Annotated in this window: 15 protein-coding genes and 1 pseudogene; 8 read left to right on the forward strand and 8 right to left on the reverse strand. The window is 46.7% G+C overall.

Going from position 1 to position 19,665, the window contains the following annotated elements; genetic code table 11:
* The first annotated feature begins 126 nt into the window (after nt 1-126).
* Together tnaA and mtr are read left to right on the forward strand one after the other, a co-directional pair.
* The gene (tnaA, locus tag ACMHKJ_RS04275) at nt 127-1,524 is read left to right on the forward strand and encodes a tryptophanase (RefSeq protein ID WP_413492265.1); all 1,398 of its coding nucleotides are present in this window, start codon (nt 127-129) and stop codon (nt 1,522-1,524) included.
* 82 nt (nt 1,525-1,606) lie between these two features.
* Entirely contained in the window at nt 1,607-2,851 is a 1,245-nt protein-coding gene (gene mtr / locus ACMHKJ_RS04280) for a tryptophan permease (RefSeq protein WP_413492266.1), read from the forward strand.
* A gap of 130 nt (nt 2,852-2,981) precedes the next feature.
* Here the strand turns inward: mtr and ACMHKJ_RS04285 are convergent, their stop codons facing one another.
* Together ACMHKJ_RS04285 and ACMHKJ_RS04290 are read right to left on the reverse strand one after the other, a co-directional pair.
* Nucleotides 2,982-5,093, reverse strand: coding sequence for a peptidase domain-containing ABC transporter (locus ACMHKJ_RS04285; protein ID WP_413492267.1), 2,112 nt, complete (start codon nt 5,091-5,093; stop codon nt 2,982-2,984).
* A gap of 289 nt (nt 5,094-5,382) precedes the next feature.
* Nucleotides 5,383-6,648: pseudogene (locus ACMHKJ_RS04290) on the reverse strand (HlyD family secretion protein); the annotation flags it as partial.
* Nucleotides 6,649-7,183: 535 nt separating this feature from the next.
* Here ACMHKJ_RS04290 and ACMHKJ_RS04295 point away from each other — a divergent pair.
* From ACMHKJ_RS04295 to ACMHKJ_RS04310, 4 genes are all read left to right on the forward strand, one after another.
* A complete protein-coding gene (locus ACMHKJ_RS04295) occupies nt 7,184-7,477 on the forward strand; it encodes a hypothetical protein (RefSeq protein WP_067367890.1) in 294 nt (97 codons plus the stop codon).
* Between the two features lie 371 nt (nt 7,478-7,848).
* Nucleotides 7,849-8,139 (forward strand): class IIb bacteriocin, lactobin A/cerein 7B family, encoded by a 291-nt coding sequence (locus ACMHKJ_RS04300; RefSeq protein WP_413492268.1) that lies wholly within the window; start codon nt 7,849-7,851, stop codon nt 8,137-8,139.
* A gap of 549 nt (nt 8,140-8,688) precedes the next feature.
* Nucleotides 8,689-8,982: a class IIb bacteriocin, lactobin A/cerein 7B family gene (locus ACMHKJ_RS04305; protein WP_413492269.1), complete on the forward strand. Its 294-nt coding sequence runs from the start codon at nt 8,689-8,691 to the stop codon at nt 8,980-8,982.
* 555 nt (nt 8,983-9,537) lie between these two features.
* A complete protein-coding gene (locus ACMHKJ_RS04310) occupies nt 9,538-9,834 on the forward strand; it encodes a hypothetical protein (RefSeq protein WP_413492270.1) in 297 nt (98 codons plus the stop codon).
* 149 nt (nt 9,835-9,983) lie between these two features.
* Here the strand turns inward: ACMHKJ_RS04310 and ACMHKJ_RS04315 are convergent, their stop codons facing one another.
* Nucleotides 9,984-10,811: a phosphoenolpyruvate hydrolase family protein gene (locus tag ACMHKJ_RS04315; protein WP_413492271.1), complete on the reverse strand. Its 828-nt coding sequence runs from the start codon at nt 10,809-10,811 to the stop codon at nt 9,984-9,986.
* Between the two features lie 11 nt (nt 10,812-10,822).
* Nucleotides 10,823-12,037 (reverse strand): Tm-1-like ATP-binding domain-containing protein, encoded by a 1,215-nt coding sequence (locus ACMHKJ_RS04320; RefSeq protein ID WP_413492272.1) that lies wholly within the window; start codon nt 12,035-12,037, stop codon nt 10,823-10,825.
* A gap of 222 nt (nt 12,038-12,259) precedes the next feature.
* On the opposite strand from ACMHKJ_RS04320, the gene ACMHKJ_RS04325 reads away from it, so the two are divergent.
* Nucleotides 12,260-12,910: a TetR/AcrR family transcriptional regulator gene (locus tag ACMHKJ_RS04325; RefSeq protein WP_413492273.1), complete on the forward strand. Its 651-nt coding sequence runs from the start codon at nt 12,260-12,262 to the stop codon at nt 12,908-12,910.
* Between the two features lie 5 nt (nt 12,911-12,915).
* Here ACMHKJ_RS04325 and ACMHKJ_RS04330 read toward each other — a convergent pair whose 3' ends face one another.
* Nucleotides 12,916-13,401: a hypothetical protein gene (locus tag ACMHKJ_RS04330; RefSeq protein ID WP_413492274.1), complete on the reverse strand. Its 486-nt coding sequence runs from the start codon at nt 13,399-13,401 to the stop codon at nt 12,916-12,918.
* A gap of 210 nt (nt 13,402-13,611) precedes the next feature.
* On the opposite strand from ACMHKJ_RS04330, the gene ACMHKJ_RS04335 reads away from it, so the two are divergent.
* On the forward strand, nt 13,612-15,228 hold the full coding sequence (locus ACMHKJ_RS04335; RefSeq protein ID WP_413492275.1) for an amidohydrolase family protein: 1,617 nt from the start codon (nt 13,612-13,614) through the stop codon (nt 15,226-15,228).
* Nucleotides 15,229-15,301: 73 nt separating this feature from the next.
* On the opposite strand, the gene fbpC is transcribed toward ACMHKJ_RS04335, so the two are convergent.
* From fbpC to ACMHKJ_RS04350, 3 genes are all read right to left on the reverse strand, one after another.
* Nucleotides 15,302-16,342, reverse strand: a complete 1,041-nt coding sequence (fbpC, locus tag ACMHKJ_RS04340) for a ferric ABC transporter ATP-binding protein (RefSeq protein WP_413492277.1) — start codon at nt 16,340-16,342, stop codon at nt 15,302-15,304.
* A gap of 16 nt (nt 16,343-16,358) precedes the next feature.
* Nucleotides 16,359-18,437, reverse strand: coding sequence for an ABC transporter permease (locus ACMHKJ_RS04345; protein WP_413492278.1), 2,079 nt, complete (start codon nt 18,435-18,437; stop codon nt 16,359-16,361).
* Nucleotides 18,438-18,617: 180 nt separating this feature from the next.
* The gene (locus tag ACMHKJ_RS04350; RefSeq protein WP_413492279.1) at nt 18,618-19,649 is read right to left on the reverse strand and encodes an ABC transporter substrate-binding protein; all 1,032 of its coding nucleotides are present in this window, start codon (nt 19,647-19,649) and stop codon (nt 18,618-18,620) included.
* Between the last annotated feature and the right edge of the window lie 16 nt (nt 19,650-19,665).

Here is a 19,665-nt window from a genome sequence, read left to right on the forward strand (position 1 = left end):
TTTCTTAAAATAAACAATTAAAAAACACACGAATAAATACCGTGGCTGTTTCTGTATCTCCTGTATTTTATATTTAATAAATCGGGGTGAGAAATAATAAACAGCTGCTTGCCGGAGAATTAAATAATGAAACGTATTCCTGAACCGTTCCGTATTAAAATGGTAGAAAATATCCGCATGACTACCCGTAATGAGCGCGAGGTTGCACTGAAGGAAGCCGGATATAACCCGTTTTTATTACCCGGGGATGTGGTTTTTATCGATCTGCTGACAGACTCAGGCACCGGTGCGATGAGTGATCGCCAGTGGGCCGGGCTGATGATGGGGGATGAGGCGTATGCCGGTTCCCGTAACTATTATCATCTGTGTGATCAGGTAAAAAAGCTGATTGGTTATCCGTTTACTATTCCTACCCACCAGGGGCGCGGCGCTGAGCAGATTCTGTTCCCGTCACTGATCGCCCGCCGGCGTAAAACCGGAGCGGATAAACCGGTCTTTATCTCAAATTTCCACTTTGATACAACGGCGGCTCACGTAGAGCTGAACGGCGCAAAAGCGATTAACGTCGTGACACCAAAAGCCTTTGATACCACGACATATTATGACTGGAAAGGGAACTTTGATTTAGATCTTCTCAATGCCGCGATTGCAGAGCACGGTGCGAAAAATGTGGCTGCTATTATCACAACCATCACCTGTAACAGTTCCGGCGGACAGCCGGTGTCGCTGGCAAACATGAAAGCGGTGTATGACATTGCGAAGAAGCATGATATCCCTGTGGTTATCGATTCTGCCCGTTTCTGTGAGAACGCCTGGTTTATTAAACAGCGCGAAAAAGGTTATGCAGATAAAACCGTCAAAGAAATCGTCAAAGAGATGTATAAATACGGCGATATGCTGACAATGTCGGCGAAAAAAGATTCTCTCGTTAATATCGGCGGGCTGTGTTGTTTCCGCGATGACGAAGACCTGTTTAATGAAGTCCGCATCCGTTGTGTACCGATGGAAGGTTTTGTGACATATGGCGGTCTGGCCGGACGTGATATGGAAGCGCTGGCAATCGGGCTGGAAGAGGGGATGGATGAAGATTATCTCCGCTACCGGATTTCGCAGGTTGAATATCTGGGTGAGCGCCTGCGCGAAGCCGGTATTCCGATCCAGTTCCCGGTCGGCGGACACGCGGTATTTGTCGATGCTAAAAAAATGCTGCCACATATTCCGGGCGATCAGTTCCCGGCGCATGCCCTGAATAATGCACTGTACCTGGAGTCCGGCATACGCGGTGTGGAAATCGGCTCTCTGCTGTTAGGGCGTGATCCTGAAACCGGTATTCAGAAACCGTCTCCGATGGAGCTGCTGCGTCTGACTATTCCCCGCCGTGTGTATACCAACGACCATATGGACTATATAGCAGATGCATTTATTCGCCTGATGGATAACGCATCGTCGATAAAGGGGCTGACATTCACTTATGAACCGCCGGTTCTGCGTCACTTTGTCGCCCGCCTGAAACCTATCATGTAAACCTGCCGTCTTACAGGAGGATGTTGCGGCATCCTCCTGAATTCAAAAATAATCATAATGTTAAGCCACCAGAGGTACTCTTATGGCTACTGTTCCTGCGTCTTTTGTTTCACCGTCGGTATTTGGCGGAGCAATGATTATCGGCGGAACTATCATCGGAGCGGGAATGTTTTCCCTGCCGGTGGTAATGTCCGGCGCATGGTTTTTCTGGTCGGTTGTGGCGCTGGTATTCACCTGGTTTTGTATGCTGCATTCAGGGTTAATGATTTTAGAGGCTAATCTTAATTACCGCGTAGGTTCCAGTTTTGACACCATTACCCGTGATCTTCTGGGAAATGGCTGGAATATAATTAACGGAATAACGATAGCCTTTGTTCTTTATATTCTGACTTATGCCTATATTTCGGCCAGCGGATCTATTCTGGGGCATACATTCGCTCAAATGGGTATTCATCTGCCCGGACGGATGGGCGGATTCTTATTTGCGCTGGTGGTGGCGTTTATTGTCTGGCTGAGCACAAAAGCGGTCAGCCGGATGACGACCATTGTGCTGGGAGCGAAAATTCTGACCTTTTTTATGACATTCGGCGGCCTGCTGTGGAATGTCAAACCGGCCGTATTACTGAATGTCGCCCAGCCGGATGCTTCTTATCTGCCTTATGTTCTGTTTACATTACCGTTTTGTCTGGCGTCTTTTGGTTTCCACGGCAATGTGCCGAGCCTGATGAAATATTACGGCAAAGATCCGGGTAAGATCCGCCGGTGTCTGACTATCGGCACACTGATGGCGCTGGTGCTTTATATCATCTGGATGCTCGGTACGATGGGAAATATTCCGCGGCCGGATTTTATTCCGATTGCGGAAAAAGGCGGAAATATTGATGTTCTTGTTCAGGCGCTGAGTGGTGTGCTGCACAGCCGCGGACTGGAGCTTCTGCTGATTGTATTCTCAAACTTTGCCGTTGCCAGTTCGTTCCTCGGGGTGACATTGGGGCTGTTTGATTATCTGGCAGACTTATTTAAATTTGACGACAGCAAATCCGGGCGACTGAAAACAGCCGGGGTAACCTTTATTCCGCCAATGCTGGGCGGACTGATTTACCCGGATGGTTTCATTTATGCCATTGGTTTTGCCGGTCTTGCGGCCACAGTCTGGGCGGCTATTGTGCCTGCATTACTTGCCCGTGAATCACGTAAACGTTTCGGCAGCCCGCAGTTCCGGGTCTGGGGCGGAGAGGCGATGATTTGGCTTATTCTGAGCTTCGGGGTACTTAACGCGGTAGTTCATATATTGTCGGGTTTTAATCTGCTGCCGGTATACAGATAGAAAATCCCGCCGTCAGAGGGCGGCGGGATTTATATACCCTTATTCATTCAAACTGCAGGTTCGTTGGCTGCTCTCAGCTTGCCGCCTGCCTGCATCCTGAATGACGTTGGGTATACATTTATTTATTCATTCACTCAGGAGGCTGACTCAGATTAATTATCCGGTCTGCCGACTCAATGGTCGACTCGCGGTGAGCAATAATCAGGCGGGTTATCGGCAACTGGCGGATAGCCTGGTTAACATAGGATTCACTGTCTTTATCCAGCGCACTCGTGGCTTCATCCATAAACAGAATACGCGGCTTGCGGTACAGGGCGCGGGCGATAAATACCCGCTGTTTTTGCCCGCCGGACAGACCTTCGCCCAGCTCACCTATCAGCGTTTCATAGCCCATCGGCATCTGCGTGATAACATCATGAATGAAGGCTGCCTGTGCGCAGGCTATCATCAGCGGTTCATCCGGGTTTTCGGTAAAACCGCAGATGTTTTCACGGATGGAGCCGGAGAACAGTTTGTCATCCTGCATAACGCAGGCGATCATTTTATGATAGTTATTTACACCGAGCTGACGGATATCAATGTTATCAAGGAAGACCTTGCCCTCTGTCGGCTCAAACAGCCCGCACAGAACTTTCATCAGTGTTGTTTTCCCTGAACCGGATGTACCAACAATAGCAACACTCTCTCCGGGTTTTACCGAGATATTAATATTGTGAAAAATCGGTGGTGACTGGCTGTCGTAACTGTAAGCCAGATCTTTGGTTTCCAGCCCGGCTGCTTTCATCTGCGGCTCATACGGGATATCCGGTTTTTTATTTTCCGGCTCATTCAGGGCGATATCTGAAATACGCTCGTTGTGCAGGCTCATCATCCGCAGTTGCAACAGAAATTCAATAACAGATGCAGCTCTGTCCGAGAATTGCTCGCGGTAAGCACCAAACGCGACAAACATACCGATAGTCATCTCGTTATCAATAACCAGACTGGCACCAACCAATAAGATAGCTATCTGGTCGCACGCCATAATAAAGGTATTTACCCCGCCGAACAGCAGGTTCATTTTTGTCAGGCGGATACCGGTATTGATAGAATCTACTTTCAGATTCAGCCAGTGATTACCCCGGCGCTCACTCATCCCCTGGGTTTTCACTGTGGTGATGCCGTAGAGGGACTCCATAAAATAAGAGCCGGCACGCGCTTCTTTTATCAGGGACTCTTCCGAGAGCTGGCGGTAATAACCATAGGTTGCCAGACGCAATGCAATGTATGCCGTGGTAAATGCAAGAACAATCCAGGTCAGATGTCCGCCGTAGAGGATCATCATGATAAACACGCCGATCAGCATGATGCCGTCCATGATCGCCCCGACCACACTGGTGGTAAAGGTTGATCGCAGAGCATCAAGGGAAGCAAAACGGGACTGAATATCCCCGAGCTTTCTTCGCTCAAAATAGCCGAGCGGCAGGCGCAGCATGTGGGTGAACAGCCCTGATTGCCACTGAACATTAATCAGCGTTTCCATGATCAGGGTTGCCCAGGCCCGGCACATACTGACGGCGGCGCGCAGCAGAATAAAGAAGAGCAGACCGATGGCTATCAATGACAACAGCCCTTTATCCCCGGCAGGTATTGCATGGTCCATTACCAACTGGGTACCTATCGGCATAATCAGCCCGATGGCCTCAATCACCACAGAGAAAGCAAAGATTTTCAGCAGCGCTTTTTTCAGCCCGTGAATATTCCCGATAAGCTTGCGCAGGCTCAGTTTTTTAACCACTTCCTGCTTGGTAAAGGTACTGCCGGGCCAGGCTTCCAGCGCAACCCCGGTAAAGTTGCGGGACATCTCTTCCATCCCGACTACGCGGCGGCCGTATGCCGGGTCGTGCAGGACAAAACGGTTGCCTTTTATTTTTACCAGCACCAGGAAGTGGTTGAAATCCCAGTGTAAGATACACGGCAGACGCAGGTTCGGCAGATCTTCCATATCCAGTGACAATGCGCGGGTCGTCATACCCAGCTCAGAGGCAATACCCGTCAGCCCGGCCAGTGTTGCACCACGGGCTGACAGGTTAAACTGCTGGCGCAGAGAAATAAGGTCGATACTTTTACCGTAATGCGCGGAAATCATTGCCAGACTGGCAAGCCCGCACTCGGAAGATTCAGTCTGGTGAATAACCGGAATGCGCTGACGAATATTAATGTCGAGCTTTTCAATGATGCCTTTGATTGACAAACGGCTCATGAAGCCTCCCGGTCAACAGGCAGGCCGGAGATTAGTGCCCGTTGTGTCATGTTTTATCCGCTCCCATTCCGTGGGCTGACGACGATGATGGTGGTGTGCCGAAAGCACCCAGTGACGGCCCGCCGGTTTCCGGTGGTGATCCCGTGTTATTTTCCGGTACCGTATCCTGAGATAAATACTCCGGATTAACAGGTTCAGACAGACTGAGTGCGGGTTGTACCGCTGACAGGCTGGTTAATTTTTGTGTTTCCTGAACTACGCCGGACAGTGGATTTTCATTCGCAAACTCTACCGGACCGGAAGCACTTTGTTTCATGTCATAGAACGGTGACACCATCCATTGATAAATCTTCCGTTTTTCCAGGAAGAGAGAAGTGTTGGCTTTCATTCCGTTTTGCAGGCTCAGTTCGCGGCCGTCATAAGCAATCATCTGTTTTTCCGGGCGCACAATGACTTTATAGTAAGGTATTGACTGAACTTGGTTATTTTTCGGTGCACCTGCATAAGTCATCATCTCTTGTTGTGATGCCGGTGTTTTGGAGATAACTTCAATTACGGCAGCGAACTGACCGAATTTTTCAGCCGGAAACGCTTCATAGCGGATATTGACGGCATCGCCGATATTCAGATATGGGAGTGCATCATTGGGAACCCAGAGGACCAGCCAGTATTGGGTAATATTCTCAGGAAGAATTTGCAGCAGTGTGTCACCCGGGTTGACCATCTGCCCGACAGTCACACCCAGTGAGTCAACGCGCCCGTCTGTCAGGGCACGGACGATAATTTCACCGCCGACATCGGTATTAACTAACTCTTTTTGTAACTCGTAGCGCTGTAACTCCATCTGATAAATCCGGTTATCAAATTCAGCCGCCTGAGTGTAGATCTGACTTTCCAGAGAGGTAATTTGCAGCGCATTTTGTTCATTTTGTCCGCTGAGACCTAACAGACTGTTTTGCTGAGAATAATAAGTCACTACCTGGTTAAGCAACTGATCTTTGTTAATCAGTCCTTTTTCCTGGTAACCGCGATAGTTTTCCATATTCTGCTTCATTATCGAAATCCCTTCTTCGGCACGTTTAACGATGCCGGTCGAACGCCGGAATGCGTCGACATAAAGGTTTTTCTGTTTCTCCAGGGCATCCAGCGTTGCACGTTTATTATCTTCCAGCCGGGCGATAATAGTGTCTATACGCTGTAACTGATTTTCAATCTCACGGCGCTGGTTCTCATTTACAACCCCGCTGGAGGTTGCTTTACTTACATCAATGACATAAACCGGTTCGCCTTTTTTAATATGCTGGCCTTCACGGACATACTGTTTTGTGACAAAGCCCTGAACATTCGCGTAGATAGTAACAGCACGTGGGTAAGTGGTAACTTCTCCGGTCGCAACCACCTGACGGGTGTAGGATCCGAAAATAATAAAAAGAAGAAAAATGAATAAAAAGGCTGAGCAACCAGCCGTAATTATCCAAAGCGGAATACCAGGTAAAAGCATTGCTTTTCCCCGCCATTTCATTTTTCTGTTATCGAGAGCTTCCTGCCGGAACAATATGGACTCCAATCCTTAATCAGGAGGTGAGTAAATAAAATTACTGAAGTGTTCAATCCTGTGATGTGATTATTTTAATCATCAGGAACGTTTTATCGTATCCGAAAATATACGTATTTACAGGAAAGGAACAGAGTAAAGGCATTAATAATTAGTATTATCAGAATTATCGTATCAGGATAAATAATATATTTTGTCTTCCATTCTCATTGTTTAGTGTGTTTTATACGGTATTGTTTTTATGTGGTGATAATTTTAACTGGCTAAGTTATGGCTACTTTACTTATACGTATGAATGCTTTTAAAAACAGGATTAATATGAACATGATGCTTTCATGTTAAGTGAAAACATTAATTAAGATTAATGTTAATTTTTAATAAAAATACATAACGAGACTTTTTATTACAAGCCAAGGGTGTATACTCCGCATCCGTTACAGTGAGTATATTAGCTTGCAGTAATGTATGCCAGCCCCGGAATGACGGGTAACTGGTTAGGGACAACATTTCCGAACGGAAAATAAAGGAATAAAAAATGAAAGAATTAACTACTCAACAAACCAATGATGTAAATGGCGGCCTGTTAGGTCTGGGTCTGGTATTCGGTGGTATTGGTGCAGTTATGGGCACAGCTATCGGCGGGATCGTTGATGCAGGTTGTAAAGCGGGTGGTTATACCACTAACTTTAAACAGTCTGGCGCAATGTTAGGTGGTGGTATCGGTGCTGCTGTAGGCCTGAGCCCAATCTTAGCAACAGCAGGTATCGGTTTTGGCGTGACCAGCATTGTTGGTAATGCAAAAAGCATCAAAGCACAGAAAGGCCTGTAATTTATAATATGTTATCCCGCTGATTCGGAGTAACGCTGTTATTCGGAATAAAGTGGGTGATAATATTATGGGTTTATTATAAATCCGCTTCTTCCTGAAGCGGATTTTTAATTTTAATATCATTCATAATACATATTGTATTCATGTGGTACGTACTTATCGCTAAAAAATAAATGATAATATAGTAATTTTGTTTACCTTACTTTCTGTTAATAAGCTATTAGTGCTGAATATTTCCTTATTCATGATGATTTTTTTGTTTTATGTATAATGGCGATTTCTGAAGCAAAGTTGGTTATTTATTTCTTCAGGTAAACACTCTTTCTGTTTTATTACGGATATCTCTCTGCTAAATATGATAAGGAAATACAATGAAAGAATTAAATATGAATGAAGTTAGTAATGTTTCCGGCGGCCTGATTTTAGGCGCTGCAATCGGTAGCATCGGTGCAGTTATGGGTACAGTGATCGGCGGGATTGTTGATGCAGGTTGTGCCGCTGGTGGTTACCAAACTAACTTTAAAGCATCTGGCGCAATGTTAGGTGGTGGTATTGGTGCTGCGGTTGGCTTAAGCCCTACTTTAGCAACAGCCGGCATTGGCCAGGGTGTTGTCAGTATCGTAAATAATGCGAACAGCATTAAAGCACAGAAACGCCGCTAGTCGTCATATCAGTAATATGATTGTTATCAGGAACAGTCAGAATTAATTTTTGATTTATCTGATTACTGATATTACATTTCTTATAAGAAAGATCTGATATTAAATTTTAAATTTAATCAGGTCTTTTTTTATTCCTGTTATTTATACTCATTTTTTAAGTGATGGGAATTATCCTATTATTTTTACTTCATATTTATTTTTTTAATAAAATAAACTTACTTATTTTCATTTAAGATTTTTCCATTTTATTTTCATTGCTCTTGTTCGTTTTTGTTTTTATTCATGTGGTTGTGATGTTATAGTTTCATTTGTATACCAATGAATTAAATTCCTGTTTACTGTTTTTTATTACCTGGTGTTAACTATATATTATATTTATGTGAGCTTTAATATTGAGGTAATTTATTTCAACTTATTTTATGACTATACTCAGAACAGCTGAAGGAAAGTATACCTCTCAGTTTGTATTGCATAGTGTGGCGCTTATTAGTTAACAGTGACGCACAGTCAAAGGATTTGATTTACGTGTATTTTCATAAGGAGATCACAATGAAAGAATTAACTAAAAGCGAACTTAATGAAGTCAATGGCGGCCTGTTAGGTCTGGGCCTGGTATTTGGTGGTATTGGTGCTGCATTGGGTACAGCTATCGGCGGGATCGTTGATGCTGGTACCGCAGCAGGTGGTTATAAAACCAACTTCAAACAGTCTGGTGCTTTATTAGGTGGTGGTATTGGTGCGATAGTTGGTTTAAGTCCAATCCTGGCAACCGCCGGTATTGGTATGGGTGTTGTCAGTATTGTTGAGAATGCCAACAGTATTCGTGGTCAGAAATTAGCTTAGTTCTTAAGATAAGGGTTAATACCTTTATTTTTTGGTAAGCTATCACATAAATACGATTATGTATTAAATCTGGATATTTAATTGCGATTTAATATTTAAGCCCGGTGATCTTTCGTAGACACCGGGTTTTTTAATTTCATGATGTAAGTAATGCACGCAGCATCAAATCTAAGAGAAAAGGTTTTAATTTAACTTTTTTCATCGCTACCCTGAATGCTTTTAAATAAAAATACAGTATATTTATTTGGTATGATTTTGGAAAGGCTCCGAGTGAATGTATTATATTCGGAGGTTTTTTTAATTCCTGAATGAGTTATGGTCATTCTGTTTTTTTAATATCTTAGTTTTGTGATTATTATAACGCAAAGATATAATAACTATTTAAAATTAATGTTTAATAACAATCTACATCCATTTTGTAATGATTTTATTTTTTTTAATTTAGGAGTGTGTAATAATATATATTATTACAATGCAGGATATATTGTAATAAGCACATTGCCATGTTAACTGGTAATATAAATAGTAAGTATTTTAATATATAGGGAAATAAAAATGAAATCTTTATCACAAACAGAATTAAATGAAGTAAACGGTGGTTTAATGCTTCTTTCTGCACTGGCTTCATCTTATGGTGCTTCTATGGGTCAGGCGATTGGATCTGTTGTTGATATGACCTATAAAACAGTTGGTCTGAACACTAATTTTGGTCAGGCGGCAGCCATACTAGGCAGTGGTATTGGTAATGCAGTTGGTTTATCACCGCTGAAAGCTGTTACGGGTATCAGCCAGGGTGTAAATCAGATTATTAATAACGTGAATATTCTGAAAGCAGTAACTAAACCTGCATAATTGATTTATCTGAAAGACCTGATTTTTATACAAAATCAGGTCTTTTGACTTCTCCGGTATGAAAAATATTTTATATAAAAATGCCTGTAATAAACATTACAGGCGTCTGGTGTCGGGCAATATCCAGTGTACCGGATAAAAATAACGTCTTATCTTTTTATATTTTTAAAGGCTTCTGTGGTAGCTTTCAGTGCTGTTTCTGCCGGTAAACGCTCCATCGAGCTGGCTCCGTAAAAACCGTGGCATTCAGGACAGTGTTCTAAAATATACTGTGCATCTTCCGGTGTGGCGATGGGGCCGCCGTGGCACAGGACAATCACATCCGGACGGATGGCTTTCGCCGCTTTCGTCCAGTCATTAATCATTTCAATGCAATCATCCAGAGTCGTTGCTGTTTCGGCACCAATATTACCGCCGGTCGTCAGCCCCATGTGCGGAACCAGAATATCTGCCCCGGCGTGTGTCATGGCTATGGCATCTTCGCGGCTGAAAATATACGGGGTGGTGAGCAGCCCTTTTTCATGTGCTTTGCGGATCATATCGACTTCAAGCGCATAACCCATACCGGTTTCTTCGAGATTGGCACGGAATTTCCCGTCAATCAGCCCGACCGTCGGGAAGTTTTGTACTCCGGAAAAACCGGTTGCTTTGATCTCATCAAGAAATTTGTCAAACTGACAGAATGGATCTGTCCCGTTTACCCCGGCTAAAACAGGGGTATGTTTTACCACCGGGAGGACTTCCTTTGCCATATCCATCACGATTTCATTAGCATTGCCGTAAGCCAGCAGCCCTGCCAGTGAACCACGCCCGGCCATACGGTAACGTCCTGAATTATAAATTACGATAAGATCGATACCACCGGCTTCTTCGCATTTTGCGGACAACCCTGTACCGGCACCGCCACCGATAATCGGCTCACCGCGTGCGATCATATCATTGAATTTTTTAAGTAGTGCGTCACGGGAAAGTGGCATGGTGTGTCTCCTTATTTCGCCCGTAGTATCTGGTGTTGGTTAATGACAAATCGGGTAAATTCCGGGTCATTAATATGATACGGGCATTTGTGTAAAATACGTTTTTCTGTTTGTTTATAATGAGTTTCAAAAGCATCAATAAAAGCGCGGTCTGCTTGTGGTGACCAGAACGGCGCACCTTCGGCATCCAGTGCGGAAAAGCCACCTTCAGGAATGATAAAAATGACGTCACCGTTACAGCGGTTGAGTTTTTCTGCGATCCAGCGTCCCATTTCTGCATTTTCTACAGGGGTGGTCCGCATCAGTGTGACCTGGGCATTATGGTGATAAAACTGCCGGTCTGCGTACTTTTCCGGTACGGTGGACGGGCGGCCGAAATTCACCATATCAAGTGCGCCGCAGGATCCGATATACGGTGTTTCCGAACGGGCAATAGCACCAAAGCGGTCTTCATCGCAGGCAAGAGCGCCGCCGAAAAGGTAATCGCACACTTCTGTCGTGGTCAGATCCAGAATGCTGTCGAATAATTTATCATCCGCCAGTTTTTCCATTGCCTTGCCACCGCTGCCGGTGGCGTGAAAGACCAGACAATCATAATCCGTATCCAGCTCTTTACTGAGCTGCTGAATACAGGGGGTGGTGACACCAAACATGGTCAGTGCTATGGCAGGTTTATCAGTTACCTGCTCTTCCTGACTAAAGTAAACCGCCCCGGCAATTTGATTTGCCGCGTTACGGAGAACTTTACGTGAAATTCGGTTCAGGCCGGAGACATCAGTGACAGAGTAAAGCATGGCAATATCGCTTGCGCCGATATAGCCGGAAATGTCGCCGGATGCCATGGTGGAAACCATGAGTTTGGGAATGCCGATTGGCAGGGATTGCATTGCTGGTGTAATCAGTGCCGTTCCACCGGATCCGCCTAAACCGAGAAGTGCTGCTATATCATGTTGTTTTGCAATAAAGCATTCAAATGCGACAGCCATCGCCGCAATAGCCTGACCGCGATCGCCGCAAAACACAGCACTTTCACCATCAGGGTGGCATGCTGCAACATCGCGGGCGCAAACATCGGCTTCCCGTGCTAACAGACCGGGTTTGGTGGTTAAATCTACCGTCCGTACGGTTAAGCCGGTGCGCTGAATTAACCCGCTGATGTAAAAAATTTCATCACTTTTCGTATCAAGCGTTGTGGCGATATAGATAGCGCCTTTATTGTTAGTCATTGTTAACCTCAAAGGTATACCTGATGTCTGATAACGCATGATAACCAAAGTGAGACGGTAGTATCATTTTGTTTGGCTGATTTTGAGACATTAGTCTCAATTTGTCTATCTTTAAATCATATTTATAATAAAAAATGGTCACAGTGGTGTTGCAGGCGGGGATGTTGTGTAAGATAGCGACGCAAAAACTTACAGAAAGCATGTTTAAAGGATAAATCAGTTATGGCCTGTACTGATGATGGTGTGCCTTATTCGGGCACCCGGAGAAGGACATTTAATTTACTTATTAACACGGCTCTGACCCTTTTTGAGCAGGGCGCTATCCCGTCAGTGTCTGAACTGGCAGCTGATGCCGGTGTTTCCCGTGCGACGGCATACCGTTATTTTCCGACACAGAGTGACCTGATTTCTGCCACTGTAAATGCCAGCCTCGGTCCCATTCTGACCTGGCGTTCGGAGAGCCCTTCGACACAAACCCGCATGGAGCAGTTGCTTGCATTCGCGTATCCGCAAATGTTTAAACATGAAGGGGCATTACGTGCTGCGCTATATGTGTCGTTACAGCAATGGGCGCAGGATCGCTCTGCATCTGCCAAATCGCTGGTTAATGATGAGAAAAAATTGGTCAGAGGGCATCGCAAAGCGATTCTGGCAAATGTGGTGGAGCCGCTGAAAAATCAGGTGGATAACGATACGCTGGATAAAGTTATCCGTGCGTTTTCATTGGTTTATGGCTCGGAAGTCTTTCTGGTGATGAAAGATATCTGGAAGATGGATGATGGCGGGGTCATCGATATTACACAGTGGATGGCAAAAGCGATTATCAACCAGGCACTGGCCGACAACCGGGCGGATCAGGATGAGCAGTCGTAACCTGATCATTCTTTGACCGTCAGGCGCAGGGAATAGACCGGATCAGAGGTGCCGCACATGGTGCGGTAGGACATGCCTTTTATATTTATCTGCACTTTTCCGGGTTCAGGCGGTGTGCCCCGCAAGTGGGCGGCGATCAACGGAGGTGTATCCGCCTTCATCACCCTGGTCTGCCACTCTTCTTCTGTAATAAGCGGTATCCATTCACCGGCGCTATTTTTTGATAAAAGCGTGACTGTCATCCATTCCGGCTTACCGGTGACATCAAAGGGGATCATCCCGGAGTGAGGGGCAACCTCAACGGTTTGGTCATACGGCTGAGCTACCACGGCATCCGGCACCGGGATTTTTGTTACCGACTCCGAAGGCGTGAACAGAACCATACTGCCGCACATCGCGCCATAAAATATCCCGCATCCGCTCAACATCCCGCACAGAATCAGAATAGATATTCTTCTGATAAATCCGTTAATTATCTGCGGTATTATCATTTTATCCCTGATATTGATACAAAAAACAGAGTCGTCAGTATAAGGAAATTTAATGGTGAAAACTGTGTGCGGTATCTGCCTGTGTATTAAATAACACAATATGTACTGGAGAATACGAATCACTCTTGTTAGACTCTCATTGTGTACTTGTGAGTACAAACTTACTTGTGCGTTGATAACTAACAGTGCGATAAGCGGAGTAATAACGAAATGACAGATAAAGCGCAGGATCCCTCAAGACGATCTTTTCTGAAAAATGCCGGGATTGGGACTATGGGGCTGGCGGCCGGGGCTATCGGCAGTCACTCAGCGTTAGCCGGCGGTAACCCGGTATTGACAGGCGCGGATGATAAAAATAAAGCCTATATTAAAACAGATAAACGTAAAAAGCTGATTTATAACGGTTATCTCATCACTATGGATGAGGAATACGGGGATATTGAAGACGGCGCAGTGCTGGTTGATGGCGATAAAATTATTGATGTGGGTCCGGTTTCAAAATTTGCCAACGTGGATGCCGAACTGATTGACGCGGATGGTGGCATTATTCTGCCGGGGATTATCGACAGTCACCGCCACACCTGGATGTCTCTGCTGCGCGGGATCTCCGCAGATATGTCACTGGCGGGCTTTCTTGGCTCCACGTTTTACGGCATCGGCTCCGTGATGGAAGCAGAAGATATTCGTATGGCGGCATTAGTCGGCTCTGTGGAAGCACTGAATGCCGGTGTGACAACAATTCTCGACTGCTGTGACTGTGTGAATTCACCTGATCACGCACCGGCGGCAATTGAATCTCTGCGCGCATCCGGGATACGCAGCATCTACGCCTACGGTATGCAGGCGTATGACTTTAAAGGTCCAAACCGTTTCCGCAGTCATCAGCAGCGTCTGGATGTGATGAAACAGATGCATCAGCAATATTATGGCTCCGGTAATAAAACCCTGAACCAGATGGGTGTCCTGCTGAGTGACTTCGGGACGCTTCCGTTTGCAGACACTGCGAAAGAGATCGAGCTGGCAAATGAACTGGGAATTTTTGTGGCATCTCATACCGGGGCGGCAGAAAAATCAATCCTGCTCAAAGGCTTGCATGAGCTGCAACATAATAACCTACTGAAACCGGGGCATTTACATATCCACTGTACTTCTCTGGATAACAGCGAGTGGGAGATCCTGAAAGAGACAGGCGGCAAAGTCTCCATCGCGCCGGAAACCGAAATGCAGATGGGGATGGGACGTCCGCCGTTCCGTGCCAGTCTCGATCACGGTTTTAAACCGGGTCTGAGCAGTGACATCGTGTGTGTCGGCTCTGGTGATCTTTTCTCTCAGATGCGTCTGGGTCTGCAATTCCAGCGCTGCATGGACAGTGAGGCTGAAGCAAACCGTACCGGAAAAACCACCACTAAGATTGGTTTAGGTGTGCGTGATGCGCTGACCTGGGCAACACACGGCAGTGCGGAAGCGATGGGGATGGAGAAAGAGATCGGCTCAATTACCAAAGGTAAAAAAGCAGATATCGTGATTGTTTCTCAGAAAGAAGCCTTTGTACCATCGAGCTATCCGGCAGGCTCTGTTGTGTTACAGACCACCGCATCGGGAGTGGATACTGTTATCGTGAATGGTGACGTGAAAAAACGCTTTGGTAAACTGACACAGCAGAATACGGATAAAATCCGTTCTGATGCGACAGAAGCACTGGGTCGTATTCAGCATGCTGCGAAAAAACTGCCGAAACAAACCGCAGAAGAAGTGGCTACATTCTTTGACGCGGCACAGGATCAGGCACGGGAGAATTTCTCAGCCGGTTACAGTTATAAAAAATAAGTAAACGTAAGCAGTGGCTAAAAAAAACCGCACCATTTTGGTGCGGTTTTAATATTAACATAACGTATTGTTTTTATTCTAGTATAAACATGCCGTACGGATGAATTTGCAGGAATAAATTGTCTCCCGCAGACGGCTGCAATTGAGTGGCATTGATTTGCAGCAGCATTGATTGCCCGTGCCAGTCTACTGTCACTTCATACTGCGGTCCCATGTAAGCAACGTGTGTTACTGTGCAGCGCTGGCTTTCATCACCCTGTAAACTCAGGGTAACCGCTTCAGGGCGAACCCCCACCGTGACACTGGTTTTATCTGTCACAAACTGCGGCGGACGCGGCAGGCGGTAATTGAAAATCTCCACAGCATCATTATTTAATGTGGCCGGGAAGATATTGGCATCCCCCATAAAGCTTGCCATAAATTTTGATGCCGGCTGGCGGTACAGCTCCTGTGGTGAACCGAGCTGCATGATCTTCCCTTTATTCATCACCAGAACCATGTCGGAGACTGCAAACGCCTCGCTCTGATCATGGGTGACATAAAGAGAGGTAATATTAAACTGCTGCTGTAATTCACGGATTTTTTCCCGCATGTTACGGCGCAGGTTTGCATCCAGGTTACTCAGAGGTTCATCAAATAACAGCACTTTCGGTTTGAGGATCAATGCACGCGCCAGCGCAACACGCTGCTGCTGTCCGCCGGAGATCTGATCGACAAAACGCTCACCAAACCCGGCGAGATCCACCATCTCCAGCGCTTCTTCCACGCGCTCTTTGATCTCCGCTTTCGGGCGGCCGAGCATCTTCAACCCGTAACCGACATTATCCCCGAGGGACATGTGCGGGAACAGGGCATAAGACTGAAACACCATACAGATATCACGCTGCTGGATGGAACGGTCAGTTACATCCTCGCCATCAATAAACATCTTCCCTTCAGTCGGTTTTTCCAGACCTGCTACCAGGCGCAGTACCGTGGTTTTTCCGCAGCCGGACGGGCCGAGCAGTGTGACCATGCTGCCTTGCGGAATGGAAAGACTTAAATCGTCGATGACCGTGTTGGTGCCAAAGCGTTTAGTCACATTTTTTAATTCAACAAAACTACGTTGTGTCATGTCGGTTACTCCGTGATTACTGTGCATTTTTGGCTTTGGAACGTGAAACACGGGCTTCGCCAATCAAAAAGTCGAACAGGAAGATAATCGCCAGCATCACGACGATAAGGATCGAACCATACGCAATCGCCACGCCGTATTCGCCGTCTTCCACCCGGTTCAGGATGTAAGCGGTTGCCACACGGGTGTCCGGTGTGACGAGGAACACGATGGCGCTGACCGTGGTGATTGCACGGACAAAGCTGTAGATAAGTGCTGAGAGAATAGCCGGGCGCAACAGCGGCAGCAGGATGTGAAAAATTGTCCGCATTGATCCCGCGCGCAGGCTGAGTGAGGCTTCATCCAGCGATTTATCTATCTGCCCCAGACCGGCGATACCGGCGCGAATTCCGACCGGAACGTTACGCATAGTCATGGAGATAATGACGATAGCGGCAGTACCGGTGATATAAAACGGTGAATCATTAAAGGCGAGAATGTAAGAAACCCCTGCCACGGTGCCCGGTACAGCAAAGCAAAGCATGGTGGTGAATTCGATGGTTTTCTTACCCCGGAACTCCTGGCGCACTACAATGTAAGCTATCAGCAGACCGAGAACTGCCGTGATTGGTGCGGCAATACCGGCGTAGAGCAGGGTATCGAGCAGTGAAGGCCACGCGCCGTCATTCATGCCCTGACCAAACAGTTTGACAAAGTTATCCAGGGTTAAGGTGTAATCCACGCCCCAGTTTACAGTGAAGCTGCCGTAGAAGATGCTGCCGTACAGTACAAGGTTGAAGACCACCCAGATTGCCAGGAAAACAGTCACAAAGGTGACCAGCGCCGCCGGTAATGGTTGTACATCACCACGGTAGGATTTTCCGGAAACCGTGACGTAAGAACGCTTGCCAATCCACATATACTGCACGCAGAAGATAAGCAGGGAGAAGACCAGCAGGGATGCACCCAGGGTACTTGCTGCCTGATAATCAAGCTGGGAGCCGGTGATATAGAAATAGATCTGTGTGGCGAGCACATCAAAGTTACCGCCGAGGACCAGCGGGTTACTGAAGTCTGCCAGTGATTGCACGATAACAATCAGGAACGCATTCGCCAGCGCCGGTTTCAGCAGTGGCATAAAGACGTTGAAAAAAGTCTGAAAACGGTTGGCGCGCAGGGTATAAGAGGCTTCTTCCAGCGACGGATGAATAGTTTTGATAGCGCCGTCGAGGATCATAAAGGACATCGGCGTAAAGGCGAGCACTTGTGCCAGCCAGATACCGGTGAAGCCATACAGCCAGTTGGTGTTTTCAAGCCCGGCGTAAGTCGCCAGAAATTCGGTTACATACCCGGAGCGTCCCATCATCAGCGTCACACCCAGTCCGACAATAAACGGCGGGGTGACAATCGGCAGAATAGAGAAAATACGACCGATAACGGCAGAGCGTTTGGCGATTCGGGTGGTATAAATAGCGAGGATCAGCCCGAAGAAAGTACATCCCGCACCTACGGCAAGGGAGAGGATGACAGAGTTCCAGATAACCTGCACAATATGTGATTGTGTCAGGATCGCGACAAAGGCGAAAGGCGCGAAATCCCCGTTATTGTCTGTGAACATCGGGATGAAAATCGCAACACTCGGGAAGACAATAAACAGTGCAATCAGTGCGACAACCGCAATCAGTGAGCCGATAACAAACTGATCGCCACCCAGCCATTCTAAGCGCTTGAGGGCGAGGGTCATTATCATGCCGAGTGAAATAAACAGCACAATGGAAGAGTAACCCAGACCTTTACCTTCCCATATTGCGCTGAGAATAGTGGCAACTAAGGTCAGTGCTGCAATGGCAATATCGGTATAATGCCGGCTCCGCTGGTTACGGGTAGCCGGTGTCAGCGGACGGAAAAACAGCACTGATGGCAGCAGATACCAGAGCCAGCTGATGTTAAGTCCGTTCCAGCCGTAAGCGGCTAAAATTTCATCTTGTGTGGAGTCGGTTAAACCATAATCCAGGCTCCATGACGGCAGCAGGGCAAAACCCAGCCACGCGATCAGTAACCATAAGAAGATGGTATCCCGTCCCTGTTTTGAAGACAGAGTCAGGGTCTGAGACATAGAAATCTCCCTTGCCCGCTCTCATTCAGTTTGCAGATGCGTTGGCTTCATTCACAATCCGAATCACTTACTGGTGTAAGTCTATCGGTTTGTTTCATTTGCCGACTGAATGAATCAGAGCAATATAATTATTATTTAATTTAATAAAGCCGTGCGGAGATCACCGCACGGCGGACAGCATTACTTACTCATTTTGACGTCAGTGACCCATTTGTTGATCAGGTTTTTACGGACTTCGGCGTCGCCGTATTTGTCCATATCGTAATTGATCAGTTTCAGGTCAGCGAGTTTCAGTGACATAGGTGAGGATTCAGCCGTGGTATTGGTCAGGATCTGGTAAGATTTACCCTCTTTCCAGCTGATTTCCTGTGCTTCTTTGGAGAGCACGAAATCGGTAAACAGTTTGGCGTTATCCATGTTGCGGGCATTTTTCAGGATACTGATCCCGCCGATTTCATAACCGGTTCCTTCACATGGCGCGATTAATTCCAGCGGCGCACCGTTTTCCACTTCCAGAGAATAGTCATGCAGGAAGCCGATACCAATGGCTGATTCACCACGGGCGGCGTTACGCGCCGGGGCAATACCGGATTTGGTGTATTGAGAGATATTACCGTTGAGTTTTTTCAGGTAATCAAAGGCTTGTGCATTGCCCCATAACTGATCAAAGGTTGCCAGAGCCGTGTATGCCGTACCGGAGCTTTGTGGGTCCGCAATCTGAATTTCACCTTTGTATTCCGGCTTGGTCAGATCTTTCCAGCAGGTCGGGATCGGCAAACCTTTCTCTTTCAGACGATCTTTATTCACACCAAAGCCCAGGATCCCGACATAAACGGCGGAAGAGTAGTTACCTTTGCGTTTGGCCGGATCACGGAACTGCGGCATGATCTGGTCTAAATTCGGGGATTTGTAAGGCTCCAGCAGATCCATTTCACCCGCCTGTGAATGCGGATCTAATGTACCGCCGTACCAGACGTCAGCCTGCGGGTTACGTTTTTCAGCTTCGATTTTAGCCAGCGTACTGCCGGAACCGTTGCGGACAAACGTGGTTTTGACATCATATTTTTTGGCGAATGCCTGGGTTTCGGCTTCACACATCGCATTGGTTGCACTGCAATAAACAACCAGACGACCGGCGGCGTTAGCTGAGGTGGTCACAGCCGCCAGCGATAAACCGGCAGCAACAAGAGCAGAGAGGGTGTTAAGTTTCATTATCAGTTCATTCCTT

The organism is Morganella psychrotolerans (genome assembly GCF_965118875.1).
Taxonomy (GTDB): Bacteria; Pseudomonadota; Gammaproteobacteria; order Enterobacterales; family Enterobacteriaceae; genus Morganella; species Morganella psychrotolerans_C.

Bases quoted from the DNA above. Each gene is read 5' to 3' on its own strand.
- tnaA (WP_413492265.1), top strand. From the start codon at position 127: ATGAAACGTATTCCTGAACCGTTCCGTATTAAAATGGTAGAAAATATC.
- mtr (WP_413492266.1), top strand. From the start codon at position 1,607: ATGGCTACTGTTCCTGCGTCTTTTGTTTCACCGTCGGTATTTGGCGGA.
- ACMHKJ_RS04285 (WP_413492267.1), bottom strand. From the start codon at position 5,093: ATGAGCCGTTTGTCAATCAAAGGCATCATTGAAAAGCTCGACATTAAT.
- ACMHKJ_RS04295 (WP_067367890.1), top strand. From the start codon at position 7,184: ATGAAAGAATTAACTACTCAACAAACCAATGATGTAAATGGCGGCCTG.
- ACMHKJ_RS04300 (WP_413492268.1), top strand. From the start codon at position 7,849: ATGAAAGAATTAAATATGAATGAAGTTAGTAATGTTTCCGGCGGCCTG.
- ACMHKJ_RS04305 (WP_413492269.1), top strand. From the start codon at position 8,689: ATGAAAGAATTAACTAAAAGCGAACTTAATGAAGTCAATGGCGGCCTG.
- ACMHKJ_RS04310 (WP_413492270.1), top strand. From the start codon at position 9,538: ATGAAATCTTTATCACAAACAGAATTAAATGAAGTAAACGGTGGTTTA.
- ACMHKJ_RS04315 (WP_413492271.1), bottom strand. From the start codon at position 10,811: ATGCCACTTTCCCGTGACGCACTACTTAAAAAATTCAATGATATGATC.
- ACMHKJ_RS04320 (WP_413492272.1), bottom strand. From the start codon at position 12,037: ATGACTAACAATAAAGGCGCTATCTATATCGCCACAACGCTTGATACG.
- ACMHKJ_RS04325 (WP_413492273.1), top strand. From the start codon at position 12,260: ATGGCCTGTACTGATGATGGTGTGCCTTATTCGGGCACCCGGAGAAGG.
- ACMHKJ_RS04330 (WP_413492274.1), bottom strand. From the start codon at position 13,401: ATGATAATACCGCAGATAATTAACGGATTTATCAGAAGAATATCTATT.
- ACMHKJ_RS04335 (WP_413492275.1), top strand. From the start codon at position 13,612: ATGACAGATAAAGCGCAGGATCCCTCAAGACGATCTTTTCTGAAAAAT.
- fbpC (WP_413492277.1), bottom strand. From the start codon at position 16,342: ATGACACAACGTAGTTTTGTTGAATTAAAAAATGTGACTAAACGCTTT.
- ACMHKJ_RS04345 (WP_413492278.1), bottom strand. From the start codon at position 18,437: ATGTCTCAGACCCTGACTCTGTCTTCAAAACAGGGACGGGATACCATC.
- ACMHKJ_RS04350 (WP_413492279.1), bottom strand. From the start codon at position 19,649: ATGAAACTTAACACCCTCTCTGCTCTTGTTGCTGCCGGTTTATCGCTG.